The sequence below is a fragment of the Paramagnetospirillum caucaseum genome, from assembly GCF_000342045.1.
GTDB classification, from domain to species: Bacteria; Pseudomonadota; Alphaproteobacteria; order Rhodospirillales; family Magnetospirillaceae; genus Phaeospirillum; species Phaeospirillum caucaseum.
The window spans coordinates 1-25,838 of record NZ_AONQ01000067.1 but is presented as its reverse complement, the minus strand read 5'-3'; the positions used below and the strand labels follow the sequence as shown (position 1 = coordinate 25,838).

At 68.6% G+C, this 25,838-nt stretch carries 27 protein-coding genes; 14 read left to right on the top strand and 13 right to left on the bottom strand.

Annotation, left to right across the window (positions count from 1 at the left end; genetic code table 11):
- Positions 1-228 precede the first annotated feature (228 nt).
- The 4 genes from recR to H261_RS18500 are packed head-to-tail and all read right to left on the bottom strand — an operon-like array spanning position 229 to position 4,008.
- Entirely contained in the window at positions 229-822 is a 594-nt protein-coding gene (gene recR / locus H261_RS18515) for a recombination mediator RecR (RefSeq protein WP_008620569.1), read from the bottom strand.
- Between the two features lie 24 nt (positions 823-846).
- Complete coding sequence (locus H261_RS18510) at positions 847-1,170, bottom strand: YbaB/EbfC family nucleoid-associated protein (RefSeq protein WP_008620567.1); 324 nt, start codon at positions 1,168-1,170, stop codon at positions 847-849.
- The gene (locus tag H261_RS18505; RefSeq protein ID WP_008620562.1) at positions 1,167-2,954 is read right to left on the bottom strand and encodes a DNA polymerase III subunit gamma/tau; all 1,788 of its coding nucleotides are present in this window, start codon (positions 2,952-2,954) and stop codon (positions 1,167-1,169) included. Before H261_RS18505 ends, H261_RS18510 begins: the two co-directional genes overlap by 4 nt.
- Before the next feature lie 37 nt (positions 2,955-2,991).
- The gene (locus tag H261_RS18500; protein WP_200860274.1) at positions 2,992-4,008 is read right to left on the bottom strand and encodes a TAXI family TRAP transporter solute-binding subunit; all 1,017 of its coding nucleotides are present in this window, start codon (positions 4,006-4,008) and stop codon (positions 2,992-2,994) included.
- Between the two features lie 167 nt (positions 4,009-4,175).
- On the opposite strand from H261_RS18500, the gene H261_RS18495 reads away from it, so the two are divergent.
- Positions 4,176-5,207: a hypothetical protein gene (locus H261_RS18495; RefSeq protein WP_008620553.1), complete on the top strand. Its 1,032-nt coding sequence runs from the start codon at positions 4,176-4,178 to the stop codon at positions 5,205-5,207.
- A gap of 52 nt (positions 5,208-5,259) precedes the next feature.
- Here the strand turns inward: H261_RS18495 and H261_RS18490 are convergent, their stop codons facing one another.
- Positions 5,260-5,775 carry a hypothetical protein gene (locus tag H261_RS18490; protein ID WP_008620550.1) on the bottom strand — a complete coding sequence of 172 codons (516 nt, stop codon included), beginning with the start codon at positions 5,773-5,775 and terminating at the stop codon, positions 5,260-5,262.
- Positions 5,776-5,854: 79 nt separating this feature from the next.
- On the opposite strand from H261_RS18490, the gene H261_RS18485 reads away from it, so the two are divergent.
- The 4 genes from H261_RS18485 to H261_RS18470 all read left to right on the top strand — a co-directional run bounded on the left by H261_RS18485 (position 5,855) and on the right by H261_RS18470 (position 9,206).
- Positions 5,855-6,604, top strand: coding sequence for a phosphatidylserine decarboxylase (locus H261_RS18485; protein ID WP_085988779.1), 750 nt, complete (start codon positions 5,855-5,857; stop codon positions 6,602-6,604).
- Complete coding sequence (gene pssA, locus H261_RS18480; RefSeq protein ID WP_008620546.1) at positions 6,604-7,410, top strand: CDP-diacylglycerol--serine O-phosphatidyltransferase; 807 nt, start codon at positions 6,604-6,606, stop codon at positions 7,408-7,410. The genes H261_RS18485 and pssA overlap by 1 nt, the downstream gene beginning before the upstream one ends.
- 135 nt (positions 7,411-7,545) lie before the next feature.
- Positions 7,546-8,571, top strand: coding sequence for an OmpA family protein (locus H261_RS18475; protein WP_008620543.1), 1,026 nt, complete (start codon positions 7,546-7,548; stop codon positions 8,569-8,571).
- A 116-nt stretch (positions 8,572-8,687) separates the two neighbouring features.
- Positions 8,688-9,206 (top strand): invasion associated locus B family protein, encoded by a 519-nt coding sequence (locus H261_RS18470; protein ID WP_008620542.1) that lies wholly within the window; start codon positions 8,688-8,690, stop codon positions 9,204-9,206.
- Here H261_RS18470 and H261_RS18465 read toward each other — a convergent pair.
- From H261_RS18465 to queA, 3 genes are read right to left on the bottom strand one after another with little or no spacing between them, the layout of a single operon-like run.
- Positions 9,196-9,774: a methyltransferase family protein gene (locus H261_RS18465; protein ID WP_008620541.1), complete on the bottom strand. Its 579-nt coding sequence runs from the start codon at positions 9,772-9,774 to the stop codon at positions 9,196-9,198. The genes H261_RS18470 and H261_RS18465 overlap by 11 nt on opposite strands.
- The gene (tgt, locus tag H261_RS18460; RefSeq protein WP_008620540.1) at positions 9,771-10,898 is read right to left on the bottom strand and encodes a tRNA guanosine(34) transglycosylase Tgt; all 1,128 of its coding nucleotides are present in this window, start codon (positions 10,896-10,898) and stop codon (positions 9,771-9,773) included. Before tgt ends, H261_RS18465 begins: the two co-directional genes overlap by 4 nt.
- Positions 10,895-11,932, bottom strand: coding sequence for a tRNA preQ1(34) S-adenosylmethionine ribosyltransferase-isomerase QueA (gene queA, locus H261_RS18455; protein ID WP_040476850.1), 1,038 nt, complete (start codon positions 11,930-11,932; stop codon positions 10,895-10,897). The genes tgt and queA overlap by 4 nt, the downstream gene beginning before the upstream one ends.
- A 96-nt stretch (positions 11,933-12,028) precedes the next feature.
- Here queA and pip point away from each other — a divergent pair, with 96 nt between their 5' ends.
- The 7 genes from pip to H261_RS18420 all read left to right on the top strand — a co-directional run bounded on the left by pip (position 12,029) and on the right by H261_RS18420 (position 18,642).
- A complete protein-coding gene (gene pip, locus H261_RS18450) occupies positions 12,029-12,970 on the top strand; it encodes a prolyl aminopeptidase (RefSeq protein WP_008620530.1) in 942 nt (313 codons plus the stop codon).
- A 63-nt stretch (positions 12,971-13,033) separates the two neighbouring features.
- Positions 13,034-14,020, top strand: a complete 987-nt coding sequence (rfaD, locus tag H261_RS18445; RefSeq protein WP_008620529.1) for an ADP-glyceromanno-heptose 6-epimerase — start codon at positions 13,034-13,036, stop codon at positions 14,018-14,020.
- Positions 14,020-14,838 carry a prolipoprotein diacylglyceryl transferase gene (gene lgt, locus H261_RS18440; protein ID WP_008620528.1) on the top strand — a complete coding sequence of 273 codons (819 nt, stop codon included), beginning with the start codon at positions 14,020-14,022 and terminating at the stop codon, positions 14,836-14,838. Before rfaD ends, lgt begins: the two co-directional genes overlap by 1 nt.
- Complete coding sequence (locus H261_RS18435) at positions 14,835-15,932, top strand: class I SAM-dependent methyltransferase (protein ID WP_008620527.1); 1,098 nt, start codon at positions 14,835-14,837, stop codon at positions 15,930-15,932. The genes lgt and H261_RS18435 overlap by 4 nt, the downstream gene beginning before the upstream one ends.
- Positions 15,929-16,699 carry a peptidoglycan editing factor PgeF gene (gene pgeF / locus H261_RS18430; protein ID WP_008620525.1) on the top strand — a complete coding sequence of 257 codons (771 nt, stop codon included), beginning with the start codon at positions 15,929-15,931 and terminating at the stop codon, positions 16,697-16,699. Before H261_RS18435 ends, pgeF begins: the two co-directional genes overlap by 4 nt.
- 110 nt (positions 16,700-16,809) lie before the next feature.
- Positions 16,810-17,607, top strand: a complete 798-nt coding sequence (locus H261_RS18425) for a hypothetical protein (RefSeq protein ID WP_008620521.1) — start codon at positions 16,810-16,812, stop codon at positions 17,605-17,607.
- A 102-nt stretch (positions 17,608-17,709) separates the two neighbouring features.
- The gene (locus tag H261_RS18420) at positions 17,710-18,642 is read left to right on the top strand and encodes a ribose-phosphate pyrophosphokinase (RefSeq protein WP_008620519.1); all 933 of its coding nucleotides are present in this window, start codon (positions 17,710-17,712) and stop codon (positions 18,640-18,642) included.
- Positions 18,643-18,770: 128 nt separating this feature from the next.
- Here the strand turns inward: H261_RS18420 and H261_RS18415 are convergent, their stop codons facing one another.
- The 5 genes from H261_RS18415 to H261_RS18395 form a co-directional block, all read right to left on the bottom strand.
- Positions 18,771-19,664: a hydrogen peroxide-inducible genes activator gene (locus H261_RS18415; protein WP_008620518.1), complete on the bottom strand. Its 894-nt coding sequence runs from the start codon at positions 19,662-19,664 to the stop codon at positions 18,771-18,773.
- Positions 19,664-20,482 carry an ABC transporter ATP-binding protein gene (locus H261_RS18410; protein ID WP_008620516.1) on the bottom strand — a complete coding sequence of 273 codons (819 nt, stop codon included), beginning with the start codon at positions 20,480-20,482 and terminating at the stop codon, positions 19,664-19,666. Before H261_RS18410 ends, H261_RS18415 begins: the two co-directional genes overlap by 1 nt.
- A gap of 146 nt (positions 20,483-20,628) precedes the next feature.
- Positions 20,629-21,648, bottom strand: a complete 1,020-nt coding sequence (locus tag H261_RS18405) for an aspartate-semialdehyde dehydrogenase (protein ID WP_008620515.1) — start codon at positions 21,646-21,648, stop codon at positions 20,629-20,631.
- A 303-nt stretch (positions 21,649-21,951) separates the two neighbouring features.
- Positions 21,952-23,262: a methyl-accepting chemotaxis protein gene (locus tag H261_RS18400; protein ID WP_040476849.1), complete on the bottom strand. Its 1,311-nt coding sequence runs from the start codon at positions 23,260-23,262 to the stop codon at positions 21,952-21,954.
- Positions 23,240-23,764: a PAS domain-containing protein gene (locus H261_RS18395; RefSeq protein ID WP_008620513.1), complete on the bottom strand. Its 525-nt coding sequence runs from the start codon at positions 23,762-23,764 to the stop codon at positions 23,240-23,242. Before H261_RS18395 ends, H261_RS18400 begins: the two co-directional genes overlap by 23 nt.
- 454 nt (positions 23,765-24,218) lie before the next feature.
- Between H261_RS18395 and H261_RS18390 the strand changes: the two genes are divergently transcribed.
- Together H261_RS18390 and H261_RS18385 are read left to right on the top strand one after the other, a co-directional pair.
- A complete protein-coding gene (locus H261_RS18390; protein WP_008620512.1) occupies positions 24,219-25,070 on the top strand; it encodes a 23S rRNA (adenine(2030)-N(6))-methyltransferase RlmJ in 852 nt (283 codons plus the stop codon).
- A gap of 128 nt (positions 25,071-25,198) precedes the next feature.
- Positions 25,199-25,837 carry a hypothetical protein gene (locus H261_RS18385; RefSeq protein ID WP_008620511.1) on the top strand — a complete coding sequence of 213 codons (639 nt, stop codon included), beginning with the start codon at positions 25,199-25,201 and terminating at the stop codon, positions 25,835-25,837.
- Position 25,838 lies beyond the last annotated feature (1 nt).

Genomic DNA, 25,838 nt, shown 5'->3' with positions numbered 1-25,838 from the left:
CACCAACGCCGACGCCATGTACGCGCCGGTGGTCACCCGCCTCCGCACCTACAGCCTCCCGGTGGGGCCGGTGGCAAGCGCCTATTGCGACGCCATCATGGCCCATCCGGCCATGGTGAAATGGATCGCAGACGCCAGGGCGGCGGGGTAGGCTCTCCGCCGGTCTGCGGCCGGGACGGCCGCGCTCCGCGGCATGTTGGAGTGCGGGCATCTTGCCCGCATGGGGGCTCAGAACACCCGCCGCGCCCGGAGCGCCGCGGTGATGGTGCCGTCGTCCAGGTGGTCGAGTTCGCCGCCCACCGGCACGCCGTGGGCGAGGCCCGAGACGGTGACGCCGCATCCGGCGAGGCGCTCGGCGACGTAATGGGCGGTGGTCTGGCCCTCCACCGTGGCCGGGGTGGCGAGGATCACCTCGGTGATGGCGGGGGCGTGGGCGCGGGCCACCAGGGATTCGATGCCCAGGTCCTCCGGCCCGATGCCGTCCAGCGCCGACAGCAATCCGCCCAGCACGGCATAGCGGCCCCTGAAGCTGCCGGTGCGTTCCATGGCCCACAGGCCGGCCACGTCCTCGACCACGCAGAGCAGCGCGGGGTCGCGGCGGGGGTCGGCGCAGACGGCGCAGGGGTCGATGGTGTCGAAATTACCGCAAGTAGAGCAGGTCCGCACCTTGGCGGCGGCCTCGGCCATGGCCTGGCCGAGGGGGATCAGCAGGGCTTCGCGCTTTTCCACTAGCCGCAGGGCGGCACGCCGCGCCGAGCGCGGCCCCAGTCCCGGCAACCGCGAAAGGAGTTGGATCAGGCGTTCGATCTCGGGACCGACCATTGCGGGGGCGGAACTATGCCGGGATCAGAACGGCAGCTTGAAGCCGGGCGGCAGGTTCAGCCCGCCGGTCATCTTGGCCATCTCGTCGGCCATGGCGGTCTCGGCCTTGGTCTTGGCGTCGTTGAAGGCGGCCAGCAGCAAATCCTCCAGCACCTCGACGTCGCTGGGATCGACCAGGGACGGGTCGATCTTCACCTTTTTCAGTTCGTACTTGCCGTTGAGCGTCACCTGCAGCATGCCGGCCCCGGATGAGCCGGTGACCTCCATCTCGGCCATCTTGGCCTGCATCTCGCCCATCTTGGCCTGCATCTGCTGGGCCTGTTTCATCAGGTTGCCGAGGTTCTTCATAGATCTTCCTCTCCAGGGATCAATTCATCGTCGGGGACGGCCTCCGGGTCCTCGGGCGGCGGGGGCTCGGGCAGGTCCTCGGCGCCGAGGTCGCGCACCGCCTCGATGGTGGCGCCGGGAAAGGCGGCCAGGACCGCCTTGACCAGCGGGTGCTCGGCGGCGTCGGCGCGGCGGCGCAATTCGGCCGATGCCTCCTGCTCGGCCAGGGTGGGCTGGGCCGGGTCGGTGGAATTGACCGACACCGTCCAGCGCCGCCCGGTCCATTCCGACAGCATCCGCGCCACCTTGGGGGCGAGGTCGGAGCCGGCGGCGCCGCCCTGGCGCCATTCGATGCGGCCGGGGGCGAAGGATACCGGATTGACCTGGGTCCGCAACTGCACGGCGATCAGGCCTTCGCGCCGTTCGGAGAACAGCGCCACCACGGCGGCGAAATCGGCGGGCATGGCGGGCAGCGCCACCGTCCGGGCGACCGGGGCGGGTTCGAGCTTCAGCGCGGTGGCGGGGCCGTGCACCGGGCCGCCGCCCACATGATGGCCGGACACGGCATCGGCGCCGCCGCCACCGGAAAACCCGCCGCCGCCGCCGCCGGGACCGCGCGGGGCGGGCGGCGGCGGGGGATTGACGCGCAATTGCTCGACCAATTCGGCCGGGGTGGGCAGTTCGGCGGCATAGGCCAGGCGCACCACCGCCATCTCGGCGGCCTGCAGCGGATTGGGGGCGTTCCTGGTCTCGCCCAGGCCCTTCAGCAGCATCTGCCAGGCGCGGGTGAGCGCGGCGAGCGACAGGGTTCCGGCCATCTCGGCGCCCTTGACCCGCTCGGTCTCCGAGGCGCCCAGCTGGTCGGCGGCGTCGGGGGTCACTTTCAGGCGGGTCAGCCAGTGGGTCAGTTCCAGCATGTCCTGCAGCACCACCGCCGGGTCGGCACCGGCGGCGTACTGGGCGGTGATCTGGTCCAGGGCGGCGGCGACCTCGCCCTTCATCACGGCGTCCAGCAGGTCGAAGACGCGGGCGCGGTCGGCCAGGCCCAGCATGTCGCGCACCTGGGCCTCGGACACCGCGCCGGCCCCGTGGCTGATGGCCTGGTCCAGCAGCGACAGCCCGTCGCGCACCGAGCCGTCGGCGGCCCGCGCGATCAGCTTCAGCGCCGCCGGATCGATCTCGGCCTGTTCCTTGGCGGCGATGCCCTCGAAGTGTCTGGCCAGCACCTCCATCTCCACCCGGCGCAGGTCGAAGCGCTGGCAGCGCGACAGCACGGTGACCGGGATCTTGCGGATCTCTGTGGTGGCGAACACGAATTTCACGTGCTCCGGCGGCTCCTCCAGCGTCTTCAGCAGCGCGTTGAACGCCGCCGTGGACAGCATGTGGACCTCGTCGATGATGTAGACCTTGAAGCGCGCCGAGGTGGGGCGGTAGCGCACGCCTTCGATGATCTCGCGGATATCGTTGACGCCGGTGCGGCTGGCGGCGTCCATCTCCAGGATGTCGACGTGGCGGTCCTCGGCGATGGCGCGGCAATGCTCGCAGGTGCCGCAAGGGTCGATGGTCGGGCCGCCCTTGCCGTCCGGGCCGACGCAGTTGAGCGCGCGGGCGATGATGCGGGCGGTGGTGGTCTTGCCCACGCCGCGCACGCCGGTCAGCACGAAGGCGTGGGCGAGACGCCCGGTGCGGATGGCGTTGGACAGGGTGCGGACCATGGCTTCCTGCCCGATCAGGCCGGCGAAGTCGGTTGGCCGGTACTTGCGGGCCAGGACGCGATAGGGCGTGGGGGCGGGGGTCTCGCTCATGGGGGCCAAGATAGTACGTGTGCCCGGTGAGGGCAAATCAGTGAGTCACGCCGGCGTCGAAATAATAGGCCGAGGCGCCGCCGTGCAGCTGGATGCCCAGCTTGTCCAGGCCGGCGGCCGACAGGTTGACCAGCTTGCCGCGCGGATGGCTTTCGGTCAGCAGCTTCTGGGTGCTGGGGTGCCACAGGGCGCGGGTGACGCCGTAGATCAGTTCGTTGGGCCGCTCGGCGCCGGTGACCAGCACCACGCCCACGTCCAGGGTCTTCGCGTCGGCGCTGATGCCGGCATAGGTGTCGGCGGGGATGGCGGAGGCGGAGAAGAAGGGATAGGTGGCCCGCATCCTGTCCACTTCCGGTCCGGCCAGCGGCACCAGCACGATATCGGTCCGCTGGGCCAGTTCGGCGATGATCGGCACCGGCAGGCCGTCCACCACCAGCATGGCGTCCAACTGGCCGGCGGCGATGGCATCGGCGGCGGGGCCGGGTTTGAGGAAGCTCTGCTTGATCTGGCTTTCGTTCATGCCGAAGGCGGCCAGCAGCAGGCGGCCGTGGACCAGTTCGCCCGAATCCTTGTCGCCCAGCGACACCCGCTTGCCCTTCAAGTCCTTGACCGTGGCGATCCTGGCCTCCTTGCGCGCCACCAGATGCAGGCTTTCCGGGTAGAGCATGGCAATGGCCCGCAGGTTCTGCACCGCGCCCTTGCCCTTGTAGATACCGGTGCCGTGATAGGCCCAATAGGCGATGTCGGCCTGGACCAGGGCGGCGTCGAGCCGTTTCGCCGCGATGGCGTCGATATTGGCGATGGCGCCGCCGGTGGACTTGGCCACCGCCACCATGCCCGGCACCCCGCACGAGCCGCCCTTGTCGCACTCGCGCGAGCCGGGCGGGTTGCTGATGGCGTTGGCGATCAGGCCGCCGAAGGCGAAGCGGGTCTCCCCCGTCGGGCCGGTACCGATCTGGAAGAAGCGGATATCCTGCGCCGCCGCCAGCCCCGCCCCCAGGCAGAGCAGCGCGGCCGCGACTAAGACGGACCGGATAGGCATTCTGGCAGGCACGGCAGCTTTCCTCCGCGGAAACGACGCATCGGGCAAGAGGATACACCACAAATATCACCAAATCCGCATGTAACTGACGCAATCTGACGGAATTGGGCGCATGTTCCCCATTGCGATCGGCGGCAAAGCAGGCACAATGAGCCCTCGGGTTGGGGGCCGAGAGTGGTATGAACGACGAAGACGGACTGAAACCTATCAATGACAGCGACATGGATTCCATGTTCGTGCTGCCGCTGTCGATCATCCCGCTCCAGACGCCCGCCCTGCAGAGCGCCAAGCTGATCAAGAACGTGCGGCTGCGCAGCGCGGTCGAGCTGTTCTCCGACGTGCAGACCGGGTCGGGGCAGGTGGACGTGGAATCGCTGCCGGCCATGTTCGGCTGGCCGACCGAGCAGATCCACCCCGATCTCGGCATCCTGCGCCGCCTGGCGCTGCTGCCCAGCTACGACGTCTATTCCTTGCGCATCAGCTTGCGCGAGCACGGCATCCCGGTGAACGACTACGCGGCCTTGAAGCTGTCGCCGGAGAAGGCGGCCGAGCTGACCCGCTACATGATCATGTTCACCCGCCCGCTGATGAAGATGATCTATTCGGGCGAGGATGTGCAGATCAACAGCTACGACGACCTGCTGAAGCTGTTCCGCGACCCCGACATCAAGAAGGCCCGCCAGCGTCTGGAGACCATGGCGCAGAGCCTCAACATCGATATCTTCGATGTGCCGCGCTTCCTCGAGGATTACGGCGACACCTTCATGTCGCTTTCGTATTTCCGCCACTGCCTCGACCGGCTGGAGCCCTATTTCACCGCCTGCGTCCAGGCGCTGGCTCCCATCCGCACCCACTTCCAGCTGAAGCAGAACGTCAACCTGATGAAGACCTGCGACATGATCGAGGAGGTGGTCAACTCGATCTCGGCCTCGATCTCGGGCCGGCTCGAGGTGTTCGACAAGCGCACCCGCGAGATGTGGGAGAACATCTCGCAGGAGGAGTTCCGCTCGGTGAAGGGGATGATCGAGCGCTACCACGTCACCATCGGCGCCGCCCTGTGCGGCCTGACCGTGAAGATGAGCTCGTTCGCCAAGATGTTCCCGCGGCCCAATTCCGGCGGCCCCATCAAGCGGGCCGACTTCATGATGAGCGAGATGATTCAGGGCATCGACCTGATCAAGGACGTGGAGAAGCAGTTCACCGCCCAGTAGCCTGCCCGGGTGTCGGCCCGGGGCGCGCTCCTGAAGCGTGATGCCAATCGCTTTAGCGGCCCCGGGCCTTGGTCTTCCGCCATTGGGGTTGCACGGCGCTTTCGCCCGGACGGGCGGGGGCCAAGGGCGGGCGGACATACATGGAGATCAGCTCCATGTAGGGAATGGCCGGCGCCAGGAAGCGCGTCACCGCCGAGACCAGCCCGACGGCGGCCACCGGGGTGGGAACGCCCGCCTCGCCGCCCAGCAGGATGCGGCCCTGATTGATGCGGAAGGTTCCGGCCCCCAGTACGGCATTTCCGGCATCGACGATGCGGGCCAGCCCGGAGCGGGCGGCGGGCGATTCGGCCGAGAACGGCATGGGGCCCATGTCGCCCACCAGCTTGAGCTGGACCCCGCCGCCCACCTGCTCCAGCCGGGCGGCGAAGCGGACGAAGCGGAAGCCGAAGTCGAAAGCCACCGGATTGCTGCCCAGCGTCAGGGGCGGGGCCTCCGCCTCCTCGAGAACCGCGTCGATATCCAGCGGCAAGCTGAGGCCACCCACAGAAAACGCATTCGACTTGGACATGCCGATGCCGCCCGATCCTCGACAAAATTCATGGTAGGAACTTCAATTCCTCCACACTAGTATCATGCCGCCGACCGGGATGAAAATCCAAAAGGGGCGGTGTTTCCGAGAGGTGGATAGAGTGCAGGCTCAACAGATTTCCTTGACCAAGTATCTCTGGTTTCCCATCAACCGCGAGGGCTGGCCGTTCGTCGGGCTGTTCGCGCTGGGAGCCCTGCTGCTGGGCCAGATCTGGGGGCCGCTGGGCTGGGCGGGCGCGCTGCTGACCTGCTGGTGCGCCTGGTTCTTCCGCGACCCCGACCGGGTCACTCCCACCCGCGACGGCCTGGTGATCAGCCCCGCCGACGGCGTGGTGCAGATGGTCGGCATGGTGGCCCCGCCGCCCGAGTTGGACATGGGCGACGAGCCGCGCATGCGGGTCTCGGTGTTCATGAGCGTGTTCTCGGTGCACATCAACCGCTGTCCGGTGGACGGCACCATCGTCAAGTGCTCGTACCGCCCCGGCAAGTTCCTCGACGCCTCCCTGGACAAGGCCAGCGCCGACAACGAACGCATGAGCGTGCGCATGAGCCGCGCCGACGGCCGCGAGATCGCCTTCGTGCAGATCGCCGGCCTGGTGGCGCGCCGTATCAAGTGCGACCTGAAGGACGGCCAGGAGGTGCGCGCCGGCCAGCGTTTCGGTCTGATCCGTTTCGGCTCGCGCGTCGACGTCTACCTGCCGGAAGGCGTCGCGCCGCTGGTCAGCCTGGGCCAGAGCATCATCGCCGGCGAGACGGTGCTGGCCGACCTGGATTCAACCGAGGCGGCGCGCCAGGGGGAAATCCGCTGATGTTCCGCCCGAAGCGCCCGCCCCGCATCCGAGGGTTGTCGATCAACAAGCTGATCCCCAACATCCTGACGTTGCTGGCGTTGTGCGCCGGGTTGACCGCCATCCGCTTCGCCGTCCACGGCATGTGGAAGGAGGCGGTGATCTCCACCGTGCTGGCCGCCATCCTCGACGGACTGGACGGCCGCGTCGCCCGCCTGCTGCAGGGAACGTCCAAGTTCGGCGCCGAGCTGGATTCGCTCTCCGATTTCGTCAGCTTCGGCGTGGCGCCGGCCATGGTGCTGTATTTCTGGACCATGCAGGGCGCCGGGGGCTTCGGCTGGGCCCTGGTGCTGCTGTTCTCGGTGTGCTGCGCGCTGCGCCTCGCCCGCTTCAACACCATGCTTGGCGAACCCGATCTGCCGCCCTACGCCTACAACTTCTTCACCGGGGTCCCCGCCCCGGCGGCGGCTGGCCTGGTGCTGATGCCGTTGGTCTTCACCATCCAGTTCGGCGGCGGCTTCTTCGACCAGCCGGCGGTGGTGGCGGTGTTCCTGATGGGCGTGTCGTTCCTGATGGTCAGCAAGATCCCCACCTTCTCGTTCAAGAAGGTGCGGGTGCCCCATCGCTGGGTGCTGCCCATCCTGCTGATCATCGGCCTGGCCGCCGCCTTCCTGGTCACCGAACCGTGGCTGACCCTCTCGGGGCTCGGCACCTTGTACCTGGGCATGATCCCGTTCAGCCTGCGCTCGTTCCGCCGCCTCAAGGCCCAGGCCGAGGCCGCTGCCCCTGTTCCCGCTCCCGGCGAAACGGCGTCCCCCTCCGCGTAACACTGTGGCTTTTCAGCAACAGGGCGGCGGGATCGTGTGGCGGCGCGGCGCCCCGCCTTGCCGCGGCGCGGTAGCAATTGTACATATGGGGACAGATTTTCAACGTCTCGCACCCTCACGGGAAGGTTCAGACCCATGCGCAGCATCAAGACGCTCCTCGCCGCCGCCGTCGTCGCCGGCTCCCTGGCCCCGGTGGCCGCCCAGGCCCAGTGGTATGTCGGCCTCGATGCCGGCGCCCAGTTCCTGCAGGATTCCAAGAACAGCGGTGTTTCCGGCCTCAAGTCCGAGTCCGACGTGGGCTGGCTGACCCAGGGCGTGGTCGGCTACGGCTTCGGCCAGTGGCGCGTGGAAGGCGAGCTGTCCTACCGTTCCAGCGGCGTCGAGAAGGTCGGCGGCGTCACCGGCAGCGGCGAGACCACCGCCCTGGCCCCGATGATCAACGGCGTCTACGAGTTCCTGCCCCAGTCCAAGTGGCATCCCTTCGTCGGCCTGGGTATCGGTGCCGCCCATGTGGATGCCGGCAAGGTCAAGAAGAGCGGTGCCGAGGTCTACAACGGCAGCGACTGGCAGTTCGCCTATCAGGGCTTCGCCGGCGTGGGCTATGACCTCACCGACAATGTCGAGCTGAAGGCCCAGTACCGCTACTTCGCCACCCTGGACTACGAGACCAAGGCCACCGCCGGCACCAAGCTGGACTCGGAATACCGCGACCACGGCGTGCTGCTCGGCTTCGTCTACAAGTTCAACGCCCCCAAGGCCGCCCCGGCTCCGGCCGTGGTTCCCGCCGCCGCCGTCGCTCCGGCCCCGGCGCCCAAGCCCATGGCCCAGGTGCAGAAGAACTACATCGTGTTCTTCGACTTCGACAAGGCGCAGATCACCCCCGAGGCCGCCCGCGTCCTGCAGCAGGCCGCCGGTGCCGCCAAGTCGGCCGGCTCGGCCCGTATCGACCTGTCGGCCCATACCGACCTGTCGGGCAGCGCCAAGTACAATCAGGCCCTGTCCGAGAAGCGCGGTGCCGCCGTCAAGGCGCAGCTGGAGCAGCTGGGCATCCCGGCCGGCCAGATCGTCGTGGTCGCCAAGGGCAAGTCCGCCCCCATGGTCCAGACCCCCGACGGCGTGCGCGAGCCGCAGAACCGCCGCGTGGAGATCGTCCTGCCCTAACCGGCGGACCGACACAGACCGGAAAGGGCTCGGCCGCAAGGCCGGGCCCTTTTCGATTCCCATCCCCGCCTTTGGCGGCTATTAAGACTCCAGAGCTTACCCGAGGAATTCCGCCCATGATCGCCCGCCCGCTCGTCATCGCCGCCGCCCTGCTCGTCTCGACCGGCACGGCTTTCGCCGCCGACACCACCAAGCGCCTGGGCAAGTTCGGTGAATGGGAAAGCTTCGCCTACACCGAAGGCAGCGCCAAGGTCTGCTACCTGGCGGCCACCGCCGGCAAGGTCACCGGCGGCGAGAAGGGCAAGCCCACCACCACCTACCTGATCGTCACCCACCGCCCCGGCGCCAAGGGCATGGACGAGGTCAGCATCAACGGCGTCTACGGCTTCAGGAAGGAGTCCAAGGTCGAACTGCAGGTGGGGGCCATGAAGCACTCGCTGTTCACCAAGGGCGACCGCGCCTGGGCCGACGATGCCAAGGCCGACAAGGCCATCGTCGCGTCCCTGCAGAAGGGCAAGGAAGCCACCCTGCGCGCCAACCCGGCCAAGGGCGCCGACATCGCCGCCGCCTTTCCGCTGTCGGGCTTCTCCGATGCACTGTCCGCCGCCGACAAGGCCTGCGGCGTCAAGCGCTGAGCTTCGACCGCCCCCGCCACGGGATGAAGGCCGGCACCCCGGCCCGGTAGGCGGTGTATTCCTCGCCGTAGCGGGCCAGCAGGCGGCGTTCCTCGCACCAGGTTCCGGCCAGCAGATAGAGGCTGCCCCAGACGGCGGTGGCGAGGCCCAGCGGCGACAGTGCCGCCCCCCACAGGATCAGGAAGGCCCCGGCATAAAGGGGGTGGCGCACCCAGGCATGGGGACCGTCCCGGCGCAAACCCTCGTCCTCGGGCCGGTCCGGGTGGCGCAGTTGGCTCAAGCCCCCCAGGCGGCCAAGATCGTAATAGCGCGCCGACCACAGCATCACCGCCCAGCCGGACAGATGCACCGCCGCCAGCAGCCCCCGCGCCCAGACCGGCAGGTCGAAGGCCGCCTCGCCGCCCAGTGCCCAGGTTCCGATGCTCCCCACCGCCAGGAAGGCGGCGACGGCGATGATGTTGTATACAATCCTCGACCAGCGCCGCCCGGCGAGATTCCGTCCGGCCAGCCCGCTGTGGGACAGGCCGAAGGCCAGCCAGGCCAGGGCGTAGGCGAGGTGGCCGCTCATGGCGGCGGGATATCCCCCATCTCTTCCAGCGCGGCGGCTTCCGCCGCGAACCGGGTGAAGCGCCCCTCGGCGATTGCCGAGCGCAAGCCGGCCATCAGGGTCTGGTAGGCCTGGATATTGTGCCAGGTCAGCAGCATCGGCCCCAGGATCTCCTCCGAGCGGATCAGGTGGTGGAGATAGGCCCGGCTGTGGTCGCGGCAGGCCGGGCAGGGGCAGTCCTCCTCCAGCGGCCGGGGATCGTCCTGGTGCCGCGCGTTGCGCAGGTTGACGGTGCCGCGCCGGGTGAAGGCCTGGGCGGTGCGGCCCGAGCGGGTCGGCATGACGCAGTCGAACATGTCGATGCCGCGTCCCACCGCGCCGATGATGTCCGACGGCCGCCCCACCCCCATCAGGTAGCGCGGCTTGTCGCCGGGCAGCAGCGGGGTGGTGACGTCCAGCGTCGAGAACATGGCGTCCTGCCCCTCGCCCACCGCCAGCCCGCCCACCGCATAGCCTTCGAAACCGATCTCCAGCAGGGCCTTGGCGGATTCGGCCCGCAGGTCGGGGTACACGCCGCCCTGGACGATGCCGAACAGGCCGTAGCCGTCGCGTGCCACGAAGGCTTCCTTGGAGCGCCGCGCCCAGCGCATGGAGAGACGCATGCTCTCTTCCGCCTGCCCGTGGGTGGCGGGAAAGGGCGTGCACTCGTCGAAGGCCATGGTGATGTCGGCGTCGAGCAGCCGCTGGATTTCCATGGAGCTTTCCGGGGTCAGCCGATGTTTCGAGCCGTCGTGGTGCGACTGGAAGGTGACGCCGTCGGCGTCCATCTTCCGCAGCTTGGCCAGGCTCATCACCTGGAAGCCGCCGGAATCGGTGAGGATCGGCCCCGGCCAGTTCATGAATTTGTGCAGCCCGCCCAGACGCGCCACCCGCTCGGCCCCGGGGCGCAGCATCAGGTGATAGGTGTTGCCCAGCACGATCTGGGCGCCGGTGGCGGCCACCGAGGCGGGCATCATGGCCTTGACCGTGCCCGCCGTGCCCACCGGCATGAAGGCCGGGGTGTCGATGGCGCCGTGGGCGGTGTGCACGCGGCCCCGCCGGGCGGCGCCGTCGGTGGCCAGGAGTTCGAAGGAGAATTCGGTCATGTCGGTGTCCGTTCCAGCAGGCAGCAATCGCCATAGGAGTAGAAGCGGTAACCCGCAGCCTTGGCATGCTCGTAGGCCGCCCTCATGCGCTCCAGGCCGGAAAAGGCCGAGACCAGCATGAACAGGGTCGAGCGCGGCAGGTGGAAATTAGTCAGCAGCATGTCGGCCAGCCGGAAGGAATGGCCGGGGGTGATGAAGATGTCGGTGGCGTCGTCGAAGGGCTGCAGCGTGCCCAGGGGATCGGCGGCGCTTTCCAGCAGGCGGAGCGAGGTGGTTCCCACCGCCACCACCCGGCCGCCCGCCGCCCGCGCCGCGTTGACGGCGGCGGCGGCTTCCGGCGTCACCACCCCGATCTCCTGATGCATGCGGTGGTCGTCGGTGTCGTCGACCTTGACCGGCAGGAAGGTGCCGGCCCCCACATGCAGGGTGATTGTGGCGCGCTTGACGCCCCGCGCCTCCAGGGCGGCCAGCAGGTCGGGGGTGAAGTGCAGCCCGGCGGTGGGGGCGGCCACCGCCCCCTTCTCGCGGGCGAAGACCGTCTGGTAGTCGCCGGTATCGCGCTCGTCGGCCTCGCCCTGGCGGATATAGGGCGGCAGCGGCAGCTTGCCGAATGCCTCCAGGGCCAGCATCAGGTCCTCGCCCGCCCGGTCGAAATCCAGAATCACCTCGCCCATCTCGCCCTTCTCCGCCACCTGGGCCGAAAAGCCCTCGGCGAAGTCCACCCGGTCGCCGGGCTTCAGCTTCTTGGCGGGGCGGGCGAAGGCCTTCCACCGGGCAAGGCCGGTGCGCTGGTGCAGCGTCACCTCGATTCCGGCCAGCCCCCGGCGGCCGGCCAGCCGGGCGGGAATCACCCGCGTGTCGTTGAATACCAGGATGTCGCCGGGCGCCAGCAGGGCGGGCAGGTCGCGCACCCCCAGGTCGGCCAGGCCGCCCGAAGCCGGCACATGGAGCAGCCGCGATGCATCCCGCGGCGTGGCGGGACGTTCGGCGATCATCTCGCGCGGCAGGTCGAAGTCGAAGTCATCCACTCTCATGAGCGCGGGTGTAGGCCGAGGCGCCCTGCGACGTCAAGCTCTCGCCGGATGGCGGAGCCCATGCCATATTGGAGGGAAGAACAACAAGGAGCGCCCATGGAGATGTTTCCGCCGTTCGAGGCCCACGCCTCCGGTTTCCTGCCGGTGGGCGACGGCCACGACCTCTATTGGGAAGTGTCGGGCAATCCCGACGGCCCGGCGGCGGTGTTCGTCCACGGCGGGCCGGGGGCGGGAACCGCGCCCACCTACCGCCGCTTCTTCGATCCCTCGTTCTGGCGCATCGTGCTGTTCGACCAGCGCGGGTCGGGCCGCTCGCGCCCCCATGCCTCGGTGGAGGCCAACACCACCGCCCATCTGGTCGCCGATCTGGAAATGCTGCGCCATCACCTGGGAGTGGAGCGCTGGCTGCTGTTCGGCGGCTCGTGGGGCAGCACCCTGGCCCTGGCCTACGGCGAGGCCTATCCCGAACGCTGCACCGGCTTCATCATGCGGGGAATCTTCCTGTTCCGCCCCGCCGAGGTGGAATGGTTCATGACCGGCATGGGGCGTTTCTTTCCCGAGGCCCACCGCCGCTTCGTCACCTTCCTTCCCGAGGCCGAGCGCGACCAGCCGCTGGAGGCCTATCTGCGGCGGCTCAATCATCCCGACCCCGTCATCCACATGCCCGCCGCCCGCACCTGGTGCGGCTACGAGGAGGCCTGCGCCCGCCTGCTGCCCCGCGACGAGGGCGGCGAGTCCGACGGCCCCTCTTCCCTGGCCCTGGCCCGCATCGAGGCCCATTACATGGCTCATGGCGGTTTCCTGCGCCCCAACCAGCTGCTCGATGAACTGGGGCGCATCCGCCACCTGCCGGCCATCATCGTCCAGGGCCGCTACGACATGGTCTGCCCGCCCAACTCGGCCGACGACCTGGCCCGCGCCTGGGGGGCTTGCGACCTGCGCATCGTCGCCGACGCCGGCCACTCGGCCATGGAGCCCGGCACCCGCGCCGGACTGGTCGATGCGGCCGAACGCATGAAGATGAGGATCAGACGGTAACTTGCGGGGGCGTACGTCCCGGCCTATAAGAGTCGCGGACCATTTCCACTGGCGGAGCGCCCCATGATCCTCGTCACCGGCGGAGCCGGCTTCATCGGTTCCAACATCCTGGCGGCCCTCGAGGAGAAGGGGGCGGGCAAGCTGGTGGTCTGCGACCGCCTGCGCTCGGGCACCAAATGGCACAACATCGCCAAGCGCGAACTGGCCGACATCGTCCATCCCGAGCAGATCTTCCAGTTCCTGGAAGCCAATGCCAAGCACATGGAGGTGGTGATCCACATGGGCGCCATCTCGGCCACCACCGAGACCGACGCCGACAAGATCCTCGCCAACAACTTCTCGCTGTCGCTGGCGCTGTGGAAGTGGTGCGCCGTGCACAACGTGCGCTTTATCTACGCCTCGTCGGCGGCCACCTACGGCGACGGCGCCCAGGGCTTCGACGACGACGGGTCCATGGAGCATCTGGCCCATCTGAGGCCGCTCAACGCCTATGGCTGGTCCAAGCACCTGTTCGACCGCCGGGTGGCGCGCAAGGTCTTGGCCGGGTCGCGCAAGCCGCCGCAATGGGCCGGGCTCAAGTTCTTCAACGTCTACGGCCCCAACGAGTACCACAAGGGCAACCAGCAGAGCGTGGTGGCCCAGGTCTATCCCCACGCCGAGAAGAACGCCGCCTACCAGCTGTTCAGGTCGCACAATCCCAAATACCCGGACGGCGGCCAACTGCGCGACTTCATCTGGGTCGGCGACGTGGTGGACGTGATCATGTGGCTGGTGGAGAACCCCAAGGTCAGCGGCCTGTTCAACGTCGGCACCGGCAAAGCGCGCTCGTTCCTCGACCTGGCCAACGCCGTCTACCGCGCCGTGGGCCGCGAGCCGCAGATCAAGTTCCGCGACACCCCCATCGAGATCCGCGACAAGTACCAGTATTTCACCCAGGCCAAGATGGAGCGCCTGGCCCGCGCCGGCTACACCAAGCCCTTCACCTCGCTGGAGGACGGCGTCGAGCAGTACGTCAAGCGCTTCCTGGCCTCCGGGGATGCCTACCGCTGATGACCTTCGCGCTCGCCTATCCCCACATCGACCCCATCGCCCTGCAATTGGGGCCGTTCGCCATCCGCTGGTACGCCCTGGCCTACATCGCCGGGCTGATGCTGGGCTGGCGCTACGTCAAGTTCCTGGTGGCGCGCCCGCCGGGCGCCATGACCGAGATCGAGGTCGACGACTTCCTGGTCTGGGCCACCATGGGCGTGGTGCTGGGCGGGCGGCTGGGTTACGTGCTGTTCTACAAGCCCATGTACTATCTCCAGAACCCGCTGGAGATTCCCATGGTCTGGCAGGGCGGCATGTCGTTCCACGGCGGCGCCCTGGGGGTGATCATCGGCATCATCGCCTTCGCGCGCTTCCGGAAGCGCAACCTGTTCCAGGTGGGCGACGTCATCTGCTGCGCCGTGCCCATCGGCCTGTTCTTCGGCCGGCTGGCCAATTTCGTCAACGGCGAGCTGTTCGGCCGCGTCGCCCCCGACGCCGAGTGGGCCATGGTGTTTCCCGGCGGCGGGCCGCTGCCGCGCCATCCCAGCCAGCTCTACGAGGCCGGGCTGGAAGGCGCGCTGCTGTTCCTGATCCTGTTCGGCCTGTGGAAGCTGACCGACATCCGCTATCGGGCCGGCGCCCTTTCGGGCGTGTTCCTGGCCGGCTATGGGCTGGGGCGCATCACCGCCGAGTTCTTCCGCCAGCCCGACGCCCATCTGGGCTTCCTGTGGGGCGGCGCCACCATGGGCCAGTTGCTGTCCCTTCCCCAGGTGCTGGTCGGTCTCGCCATGCTGGCCTGGGCATGGCGGCGCGGTCCCGTGGGCAAGGCGGCCGGATGAGGCTGGCCCATCTCCTCGCCGACCGCATCCGCGCCACCGGACCGATCCCGGTCTCGGAGTTCATGGCCGAGGCCTTGGGGCATCCCGAGCACGGCTATTACATGGGCCGCGACCCGTTCGGCATGAACGGCGACTTCACCACCTCGCCCGAGATCAGCCAGATATTTGGCGAGTTGCTCGGCCTGTGGTGCGCCCTGGTGTGGCAGAGCATGGGGTCGCCCGGCCGCGTGGTGCTGGCCGAGATCGGGCCGGGACGCGGCACCCTGATGGCCGATCTGCTGCGCGCGGCGTCCGCCCTGCCGCCCTTCGCCCAGGCCCTCGACGTCCATCTGATCGAGACCAGCCCCTCCCTGCGCAACCGCCAGGCCCAGGCCCTGGACGGCAAGCCGGTCACCTGGCACCAACGCTTCGACGAACTGCCCGACGGGCCGCTGCTGCTGCTGGCCAACGAGCTGTTCGACGCCCTGCCCATCCGCCAGCTGGAAAAGGAAGGCGGCGCGTGGCGCGAGCGCGTGGTGGACTTGGACGGGAATGGCGATCTGGTCTTCGCCGCCGGCCCGGTGGTGGCCGACCCGCCGCTGGCCCCCGCCGTGCTGTCCGCCCCCGACGGCGCCCTGGCCGAGTTCTGTCCCCTGGGCCGCGAACTGGCCCGATCCATCGCCCGGCGTCTGGTCAACCAGGGCGGCGCCGCCCTGATCATCGATTACGGCTACGGAAAGAGCGCCGCCGGCGACAGCCTGCAGGCCCTGAAGGCCCACAAGCACCATCCGGAGGCCCACAAGCACCATCCGGTGCTGTCCCGGCCGGGCCATGCCGACATCACCGCCCATGTGGATTTCCAGGCCCTGGCCGAGGCGGCGTCGGGGCTTGCCGCCGTCCACGGGCCGGTGCCGCAGGGCCGCTTTCTCGCCCGTCTGGGGCTGGAGGAGCGGGCCCGCATGCTGATGGGCAACGCCACCCCGGAACAGGCCGCCCATCTGGCCAGCGGCGCACGGCGCTTGATCGATCCCGCCGAAATGGGCACCCTGTTCAAGGTGATGGCGCTTGCCAGTCCCCTTCTGCCCGTCCCTCCCGGCCTGGAACCCGCTGAATGATCACCCTGTCGGCCCTCAACGAGTTCGTCCGCATCCGCCACGGCTTCTTCACGCGGGAAGGCGGCGTATCGGAAGGCCTCTACGCCTCGCTCAATTGCGGACCGGGCTCGTCCGACAAGCCGGAGGCGGTGAAGGAAAACCGCCGCCGCGCCATGGCCCAGCTCGACCTGCCGGAAGAGGCGCTGGTCACCCTCTACCAGACCCATTCCAGCGACGTGGTGGTGGTGGACGAGCTGTGGGAGGTGGGCAATGCCCCCAAGGCCGACGCCATGGTCACCGACCGGCCGGGCATCGCGCTCGGCATCCTCACCGCCGATTGCGCCCCGGTGCTGTTCGCCGACGGCAAGTCGGGAATCATCGGTGCCGCCCATGCCGGCTGGAAGGGCGCCCTGGGCGGCGTGCTGGAGAACACGGTGGCGGCCATGGTGGAGATGGGGGCGAGGAAACCCAAGATCGTCGCCGCCATCGGCCCGTGCATCGGTCACCGCAATTACGAGGTGGGACCGGAATTCCCCGCCCCCTTCCTGGCCGAGGCCGGCGAGAACGCCGACTTCTTCGCCCCTTCGCCCACCCGGCCCGGCCATCACCTGTTCGACCTGCCGGGCTACATCTCGCGCAAGCTGTCCAGGCTCGGCGTGCACGAGGTCACCCGCGTTCCCGCCGACACCCTGCGCGATGAGGCCCGCTTCTTCAGCTATCGCCGCGCCACGCAGCGCGCCGAGGCCGATTACGGCCGGCAGATCTCGGTGATCATGCTGGACCGATGAGGCGGCATCACTGTCATCCCGAGCATGGCGAGGGACCTCCGCCGGGAAGGTTTCGGGAAATTCTCGTGCATCTGGCCAGGATGAGATGCCTCGCCGCGTTGCTCCTTGGGATGACGCTTTCGGGCCTCGGCGCCTGCGGCGATCTTCCCCAGCCCTTCCGCCATGACGGCATCAACGCGGCGATGGCCCCGCCGGGGCCGCGCGGCGTGGTGGTGCGGCTGCCCGACGACAGCCCCAGCGCCGCCGCCCTGAGCCGGGCCATCGTCAAGCGCCTGATGGACCAGGATATCCCCGCCTCGAGCCGCAGCGCGGTGAGCGGCAGCTGGGTGCTGGCCGCCGAGACCGAGACCACAATCGCCGCCAAGACCCTGCGCTGGCGCCTGATCGTCCCGGACGGCGAGACGCCGGGCGAATTCCTCCAGACCCTGCCCGCCGCCTTATGGGACAAGGCGGGGCCGGCCACCATCGACCGGCTGGCCGACGAGGTGGTGGCCCGCTACGCCGCCGTCCTGCATGGCGAAACGGCGGAAACCGCCGCCGCCCCGCCGCGGGTGCCCGGGGTGCGGCTGGAGCCGGTGGCCGGGCTGCCGGGCGACGGCGACAGCGCCCTGCCCAAGGCCCTGGGCCGCGCCCTGCAGCGCCTGGGGCTCAGGCTGGGCGGGGCGGAGGCCGAACTGGCGGTGCGGGGCCGCGTCGCCCTGGTCCCCGGCCGCCCCGGCGAGGAGGTGCTGGACGTCACCTGGATCGTCCTGGACGCCAGGACCGGCGAGGAACTTGGCAAGGCCGCCCAGCAGGGCGCCCTGCCCAAGGGCCGCCTGTCCGGCCCCTGGGGGGCGCTGGCCGGCGACATCGCGGCGGGCGGCGCCGAGGGTATCGCCGACATCATAGCCGCCATACCACAGAAATGATGGGCCGGTCATAGGCTCCAGTTTACAGAACGGGGTTCCGGCTGATATACGGGTGCCGGTTTCACGTCAGCGCAGCGGCGCGCTAACCCGGCGGTATCCATCATGAAAATCCTCGCCTGCAACAGCAACCGGCCCCTCGCGGAAGCGATCGCCGAATATCTCACCATGTCCATCACCAAGGCGGTGATCCGCCGGTTCTCGGACAACGAGGTGTTCGTCGAGATCCACGAGAACGTTCGTGGCGAGGACGTCTTCGTCATCCAGTCCACCTGCTACCCCGCCAACGACAACCTGATGGAACTGCTGGTCACCCTGGACGCGCTGCGGCGCGGCTCGGCCCGGCGCGTCACGGCGGTGATCCCCTATTTCGGCTATGCCCGCCAGGACCGCAAGTCCAGCCCGCGCTCGCCCATCTCGGCCAAGCTGGTGGCCAACCTGATCACCACCGCCGGCGCCGACCGCGTGGTGACGCTGGACCTCCATTCGGGCCAGATCCAGGGCTTCTTCGACATTCCGCTGGACAACCTCTATGCCGCCCCGGTGTTCACCAACGACATCCGCGCCCGCTACCAGGGCGACGACGTCATGGTGGTGTCGCCCGATGTGGGCGGCGTGGTGCGCGCCCGCGCCATCGCCAGCCGCATCGACGCCGATCTGGCCATCATCGACAAGCGCCGCGAAAAGGCCGGCGTTTCCGAGGTGATGAACATCATCGGCGACGTGCGTGGCCGCCGCTGCATCATGGTCGACGACATCGTCGATTCCGCCGGCACGCTGTGCAACGCCGCCGAGGCGCTGATGAAGGCCGGGGCCGTGTCGGTGGCCGCCTTCGTCACCCACGGCGTGCTGTCGGGCGGCGCGGTGGCCCGCGTCACCGCCTCGCCGCTGGAAGAACTGGTGATCACCGATTCCATCCCCGCCACCGAGGCGGTGAAGATGGCCCGCAACATCCGTCAGGTCACCATCGCGCCGCTGATGGCCGAATCCATCTCGCGCATCAGCGAGGAACGCTCGGTCTCCAGCCTGTTCGACTAGTTCTTCAGGCCCCTCAATTGCCGGGCGGGGCGCCTCCGCGCCCCTTGGCTCCCGCCGCATAAGCGGCGCGGCCCCTTGGGCCGAGCCAAGTCCCCTGGGGACTTGGCGTCCAGCCCTCTCGGCCGCCTTCACCCCCCGAACAGCGCCTTGCCCAACAGCCGGAATTCATCCTTCCTGGCGCTGGACTTGCGCCAGGCCAGGCCCAGCAGGCGTGAGCCGCCGCCGGCCAGGGGCCGGGTGACCAGATCGGTGCCCATCAGGATTCCCGCCTCCACCGCCAGCCGGGGCAGCAGGGTCACCCCCATGCCCGAGGCGACCATCTGCACCAGGGTGCCGAGCGAGGTGCCCAGCATGCCCTCGCCCCGCCGGGGCGCCGGCAGGGCGCAGGCGGCCAGGGCGTGGTCGCGCAGGCAATGCCCCTCTTCCAGCAGCAGCAGGTCCGCCCCGGCCAGATCGGCGCCGCCGACCGGGTCCAGCGCCGCCAGGGGATGGCCGGGCGGGCAGGCCAGCACGAAGGGATCGGTGAACAGCGCCTCCATCTCCACCTCGGCGGCCTCGTAGGGCAGGGCGAGCACCGCCGCGTCCAGATCGCCGTTGACCAGACGCTCCAGCAGCCGGGCGGTCAAATCCTCGCGCAGGGCCAGCTTCAGGTCGGGATAAAGCTGGCGCAGGCCGGGCAGGGCGCGCGGCAGCAGGAAGGGGGCGATGGTGGGGATCACCCCCAGGCGCAGGCTGCCGCTGAGCGGCTTGCCATGGGCGCGGACCAGATCGGCGATGTCCTCGGCGCCGCGCAGCAGGTCGCGGGCCCGGGCCGCCACCTCGTCGCCCAGCGGCGTCATCAGCACCTTGCGCTTGGTGCGCTCCACCAGGGTGGCGCCCAGCAGGCTTTCCAGTTCCTGCAGTCCGGCCGACAGGGTGCTCTGGGTGGCGAAGCAGGCCTCGGCGGCGCGGCCGAAATGGCGGTGCTCGGCCAGGGCGACCAGATAGCGCAGCTGGCGCAGCGTCGGCAGATGGGCCGACATCAGGCATCGGCCCGCTGGTGCAGCGCCGGCATCAGGTCGAAATAGGGACGGATGATCGGCGAGTCCGAGGACTCGAAATCTTCGAACGGCCCGTCGAACGACACCCTTCCGTCGTGCAGCATCACCACCCGGGGACGCAGCCGGTACAGCAGGTCCTTGTCGTGGGTCACCACGACGGTGGTGCGCGCCCGCCCGTCGCGGTCGTCCACATGGGTGGACAGCAGCAGGTCCTGGATCTGCGAGGCGGTGACCGGATCGAGGCCGGTGGTCGGCTCGTCGAAGAACATGCAGCGCGGCTCCATGGCCAGGGCGCGGGCGATGGCGATGCGCTTGGCCATGCCGCCCGACAGGGCCTCTACCCGCCCGGCGAGGAAATCCGGCGTGCCGGGCAGCCCCACCGCCGCCAGCACCCGGCGCGCCGTCGCCTCGATGTCGCCCTCGCCCAGATGGCCGATCTCGTCCAGCCACAGGCCGATATTGTCCAGCACGGTGCCGGAGAACAGGGCGTTGCGCTGGAACACCACGCCCCAATGGACGTGGATGTCGGCCATGCGGTCGGCGTCCAGGGCGGCAAGGTCGAGCAGCGTCCCGTCGGAGCGTTCGGGATCGGCGACCAGCACCCGTCCGCCGTCGGGCTGCATCAGGCCGAGGACATGGTTGAGCAGCACGCTCTTGCCGCAGCCCGATCCCCCCACCACCGCGACAAAGGCCCCGGCATGGATGTCGAGATCGACGCCGCGCAGCACCTGATGGCCGTCGAACGCCTTGGTCAGGCCCTCGATGCGGATTTCCAGCGGCGGGGTGGCGGGGTCATTCATGGGACCAGGATAAACCGCCCGGCCCCAAACGGCAAACGGCCACCCTGCGGGGGTGGCCGTTCGTTCCGTTTCGCTTCGCCATGCGGGCAGGATGCCCGCGCTCCGAACCGATCCCGGAGCGCGGCCGTCCCGGCCGCACCCTGCGACTACTTCTTCAGGTAATCGCGGATCAGCACCTCGGCGATCTGCACGGCGTTGAGGGCCGCGCCCTTGCGCAGGTTGTCGGCGACGCACCAGAAGGACAGGCCGTTCTTGACGGTGGGGTCCTTGCGGATGCGGCTGACATAGACCGGGTCCTCGCCCGAGGTCTCCAGCGGGGTGATGTAGCCGCCGGGCTCGCGGGTGTCGATCACCACCACGCCCTCGGCGTTGCGCAACGCCTCGGTGGCCTCCTCGACGCTGACCGGGCGTTCGAATTCCACGTTGATGGATTCCGAATGGCTGACGAACACCGGCACGCGCACGCAGGTGGCGTTGACCGCGATGTTGTGGTCGAGAATCTTGTGGGTCTCCACCACCATCTTCCACTCTTCCTTGGTCGAGCCGTCTTCCATGAAGACGTCGATCTGCGGGATCAGGTTGAAGGCGATCTGCTTGGCGAACTTCTGCGGCTTGATGGCGTCGTGGACCAGCACGCCCTTGGTCTGGTCGTAGAGCTCGTCCATGCCTTCCTTGCCGGCGCCCGACACCGACTGGTAGGTGGAGACGACGACGCGCTTGATCTTGCCCAGGGCGTGCAGGGGCTTTAAGGCCACCACCATCTGGATGGTCGAGCAATTGGGATTGGCGATGATGCCGCGCTTGGTGTAGCCGGCGATGGCTTCCGGGTTGACCTCGGGCACCACCAGCGGCACGTCGGGGTCCATGCGGAAGTGCGAGGTGTTGTCGATCACCACGCAGCCGGCGGCGGCGGCGCGGGGCGAGTGCAGGGCCGAAACCTTGGCGCCGGGCGACGACAGGGCGATATCGATGCCCTTGAAGTCGAAGGTGGCCAGGTCCTTGCACTTCAGGATCTTGTTGTCGCCGAACGAGACCTCGCGGCCGACCGAACGCTCGGACGCCAGGGCGACGACCTCGTCCACCGGAAACTTGCGATCCGCCAGGATTTGAAGCATCGCCCGGCCCACATTGCCGGTGGCGCCAATCACAGCAACCTTGTAACCCATCTTGTCCTCTCCGTTCTTCAGAGCCCTTGGTATCCCTGGCGCTTATCGGGATGCGAAAAGGCCCGCGGGAAGCTTGCCGCGGGCCTTTTTCGTGTGATCGTGACGAACCGGCCCGCTCAAGCGGTCTTGGTGGTGCCGGTTTTGGTAGTGACGAAGGCCGCCATCGGGGCGAAACCCCGGGCGTGGACTGCGTTTGCCCTGGACAAGCAGACGAACATCGTTTCCTCCATCGGAAGCGTAGCTTTAACGGAAGCGCTTCCGGCACGCAAGGGAAAAGCCAGGGCTCCGCGCCCCTTGATCCCCCTACGCCCCCTTGATGCCCGAGCACACCCGCGAGATGAAGGCGTCGATGTCGTCGTTCATGCTGACCGTGCGGCTGGCCAGGTCGCCGGCGGCGATCAGCACCTGGCCGGCGGCGTCGGTGGCGGTGCCGGCGGTGGAGGCCACCTCGCCGATGGTGTCGGCCACCGTCTGGACGTCGGCGGCGACGGTGCGGATGGAGCGGCTCATCTCGGCCACCGCCGCGCTCTGCTGCTCGGTGGTGGCGGCGATGCCGGTGGCGTTATCGTTGATCTCGCGGATCTTGCCGGCGATGTTGCGCACCGCGTCCACCGCCTGGCCGGTGGCCTGGCGCATGCCGTCGATCTGGCTGGAAATCTCGTCGGTGGCGCGTGCCGTCTGGTTGGCCAGATGCTTGACCTCGTTGGCGACCACAGCGAAGCCCTTGCCCGCCTCGCCGGCCCGCGCCGCCTCGATGGTGGCGTTGAGGGCGAGAAGATTGGTCTGGCTGGCGATCTCGGTGATCAGGTTGACCACCTCGCCGATCTTCTGGGCGGCGATGTTGAGGCCGTTGATGGCCTCGTCGGTCTCGGTGGCGACCCGCACCGTCTCCTGGGCCATGCGGGCCGAATCCTGGATGCGCGCCGCCACGTCGCGAATGCCGGACGACACCTGCTCGGCCGCCGCCGCCACCGCCTCCACATGGGTGTAGGCGTCCTCGGCGGCGCCGGCCACCTTGGTGGACTGGTCGCTGGTCTGCGATGCGATGTCGGACATCTGCTGGGCGGTGGCCTCCAGCTCGGTGGCGGTGGCCGCCACCACCCCCGTCACGTGCTTGATGGTGTTGCCGACGCCGGTGGCCTCGGCGCTGAAGGCCTGGGCGCGCTTTTCCATCTGGGAGAGCGCCTGGTTGATCAGCCGCGCGTGGTCGGCGAATTCGCCCACCAGGCCGTCGGTGAGGATGTGGCGGAAGTAGCGGCCCTCGGAGGTCAGCGCCATGGCGGCGTCGGCCTCCTTGGTGAACACCTCGGTCAGGTCGAGCAGCCGGTTGATCGACTTGTCCAACTGGCCGAGCGTCCCTCCCTCGGCGATGCCGACGACGCGCACGTCCAGGCGGCCGGTCCCGGCCTCGCCGAGGATGGTGCAGGCCCGATCGATGCTGGCCCGCGCCCTGTTGACGTAGAACAGCACGGCCAGGGCGCCGACGGCCGCCAGCCCCATGGCCCCGGCATCGAGCAGCGCGCCGCGGGTCGTCGCGATCACCGCGCCGATTGCGCACAGCGCCGCGGCGAGAATGGCGGCGGCCAGGGCCCTAGAGAGAGAAGACGAATTCATCGTAGGGCACTCCCGCGCCTTGCAGTTTGGCGACCACCGCCTGGAAGGCGGCTTCCTGTCCGGCCTTGCGGTCATTGTGGCCGTTCTCGATGGCGAGCAGTTCCTTGTAGAGGGCCTCGGCCTTCTCCACCGCGTCCCGCCGGGGCGAGCGGCGGTTGGAATGGTAGCTGACGATCTTGCCGCTCTTGTCGAAGGTGGGCGTCACATGGGCCAGCACCCAGTAATGATCGCCGTTCTTCGAGCGGTTCTTCACATAGGCGAAGATTTCCTTGCCGGCCTCGATGGTGTCCCACAGCAGCTTGAAGACGCAGCGCGGCATGTCGGGATGGCGGATGATGCTGTGCGGCTGATTGAGGATCTCGGCCTCGGCGAAACCGGCCATCCGCAGGAACACCTCGTTGGCGTAGATGATCCGCCCCTTGGTATCGGTCTTGCTGACGATGATTTCGTCCGCGCCGAAAGTGCGCTCGACCCCGGACAAGTAAACCCCAGGACGCGACATGACTATTCCCCGCACCAGAAGAGTACCGGGTAGCTACCCGGCCAGTCCAACCCCGGCCCCGTTTCTGGAGCCGCTCCAATGCGGACACTACACCAAATTCATTTGAAATGGATGAATAAGGATGTAGCAAAATGTGTCATGCATCAATGGATGTATCGCCTTGCGGCACAAGAGTTGATGGCGATACCTCACCTTCTATACCGGCCGCCGCTTCTCTCCCTGCGCCTATACCATTCGTTGGTATTACCAGTTATTCCATTGGAAGGAGGACATGCCTCCCTTCTCGACCCGGCATCAGCCCACTCCGCCTTATTTTTAATAATTTTAATTATAGGATGACTTGTCCCACTTTCCCATTGCGCCCGCCCGGCAGAACCCTATGCTCGCGCCGTCAGCACTCAAGAAAGCAGGGGTAGCGCCCAAGAATCCGGGGCGGCGCCCAAGAGAGCCCACCATGAACTACCGCCACGCCTACCACGCCGGAAACTTTGCCGATGTGATGAAGCACGCCGTCCTGGCACTGGTCGTCGCCGGGCTGAAACGCAAGGAGACGCCGTTCTTCGCGCTAGACACCCATGCAGGCATCGGCGCCTACGACCTGGAGGCCCCCCAGGCCGACAAGACCGGGGAATACCTGGGCGGCATCGCCCGGGTGCTGGACGCCCCCGACCCTCCCGCCGAGTTGGAGCCCTATCTGGCGGTGGTGCGGTCGTGGAACGCCGGCGGCGCCCTGCGCCGCTATCCCGGCTCGCCCGAATTGCTGCGCGGCCTGATGCGCCCCCAGGACCGCATGGCCCTGGTGGAGTTGCACCCCGAGGACGTGGAGACGCTGCGGTCCCGCTTCCATGGCGATCGTCGGGTGGGCGTCCACCACCTGGACGGCTATACCGCCGCCAAGGGATTGCTGCCGCCGCCCGAACGGCGCGGGCTGGTTCTGATGGATCCGCCCTTCGAGGTCAGGAACGAATTCGAACGTCTGCTGGCGGCGCTGCACCGTACCCGCAAGCTGTGGCCCAACGGCATCACCCTGGCCTGGTACCCCATCAAGGGCCGCGAGCCGGTGGAAGCCTTCTACCGGGAGGTCGCCGGCCAAGGCGGGCCGCAAACCCTGGCCGCCGAGTTGCTGCTGCGCCCGGCGGAAGACCCGTTCAAGCTCAACGGCAGCGGCCTGCTGGTGGTCAATCCGCCCTGGCAATTGCGGGAAAACCTGGACCGCATCCTACCCTGGCTGGCCGGAACCGTCGCCCCGGCTGGCGGCAGCGCGCAGATTCGCCAGCTGATCGCCGAGAAACCCCTCGGGCCCTGACCTGATGCTGCAGTGCAAAACTGCAACACCGGCGGAGAATCAAGGGGGCGGGCCTTCCCGGGCCTTCCCCGCGGCCGCCATGCGCCCTATATCTTCCTGAAGCGATACACCTTTTTTCGTTTCAGGCCATGACACTCGTCCGCTCTCTCCTGCCCGCCGTCCTGGCGCTGCCCCTGTGGGCGGCGGGAGCGGCGGATTCGGCGGAACTCTCCCCCGCCGCGCGACTGGTTCCGGGCGGCGGCGCGGTGCGCGCCGAATCGCCGGCCTTCGGCCTGGGTGAAAGCCGCCTGCCCCTGGCCTCCTCCGGGAAACTGTCGGCGGGAGCCCTGTCCGGGCCGTCGGCGGGATTGTCGGGCCACCCCCTGGCCCTCGGCCTGCCGGGCAGCCCCCTGGCGGTGGGCGGCTACGTCGCCTATGGCGGCGCCACCTCCCGGCTGTCCTCATCGCTGCGCAGCGACGGCGTCAGCAGCGGCGCCAATATCGCCGCCTCGTGGGGCGGCGGCGTTCTGGGCGGAGACAGCTGGGCCTCGCTCAGCCTGGGCGTCAACCGCACCGACCTGAGCCGCATCAGCCCCAATTCCCAGCATCCGGCCCTGACCCTGGCCGACCCCTATGGCGGCAGCCACATCAACATGTCGCTCAGCCTGATCCATCAGGTCAGCCCGTCCTTCAGCGTCGGCGGCATGGCCGGCGCCAACCGGACCGGCCATGACGAGCTTCCGGGCTCCGGCCTGACCCTGGGCGCCGGCTTGGGCTACCGGTTCTAGG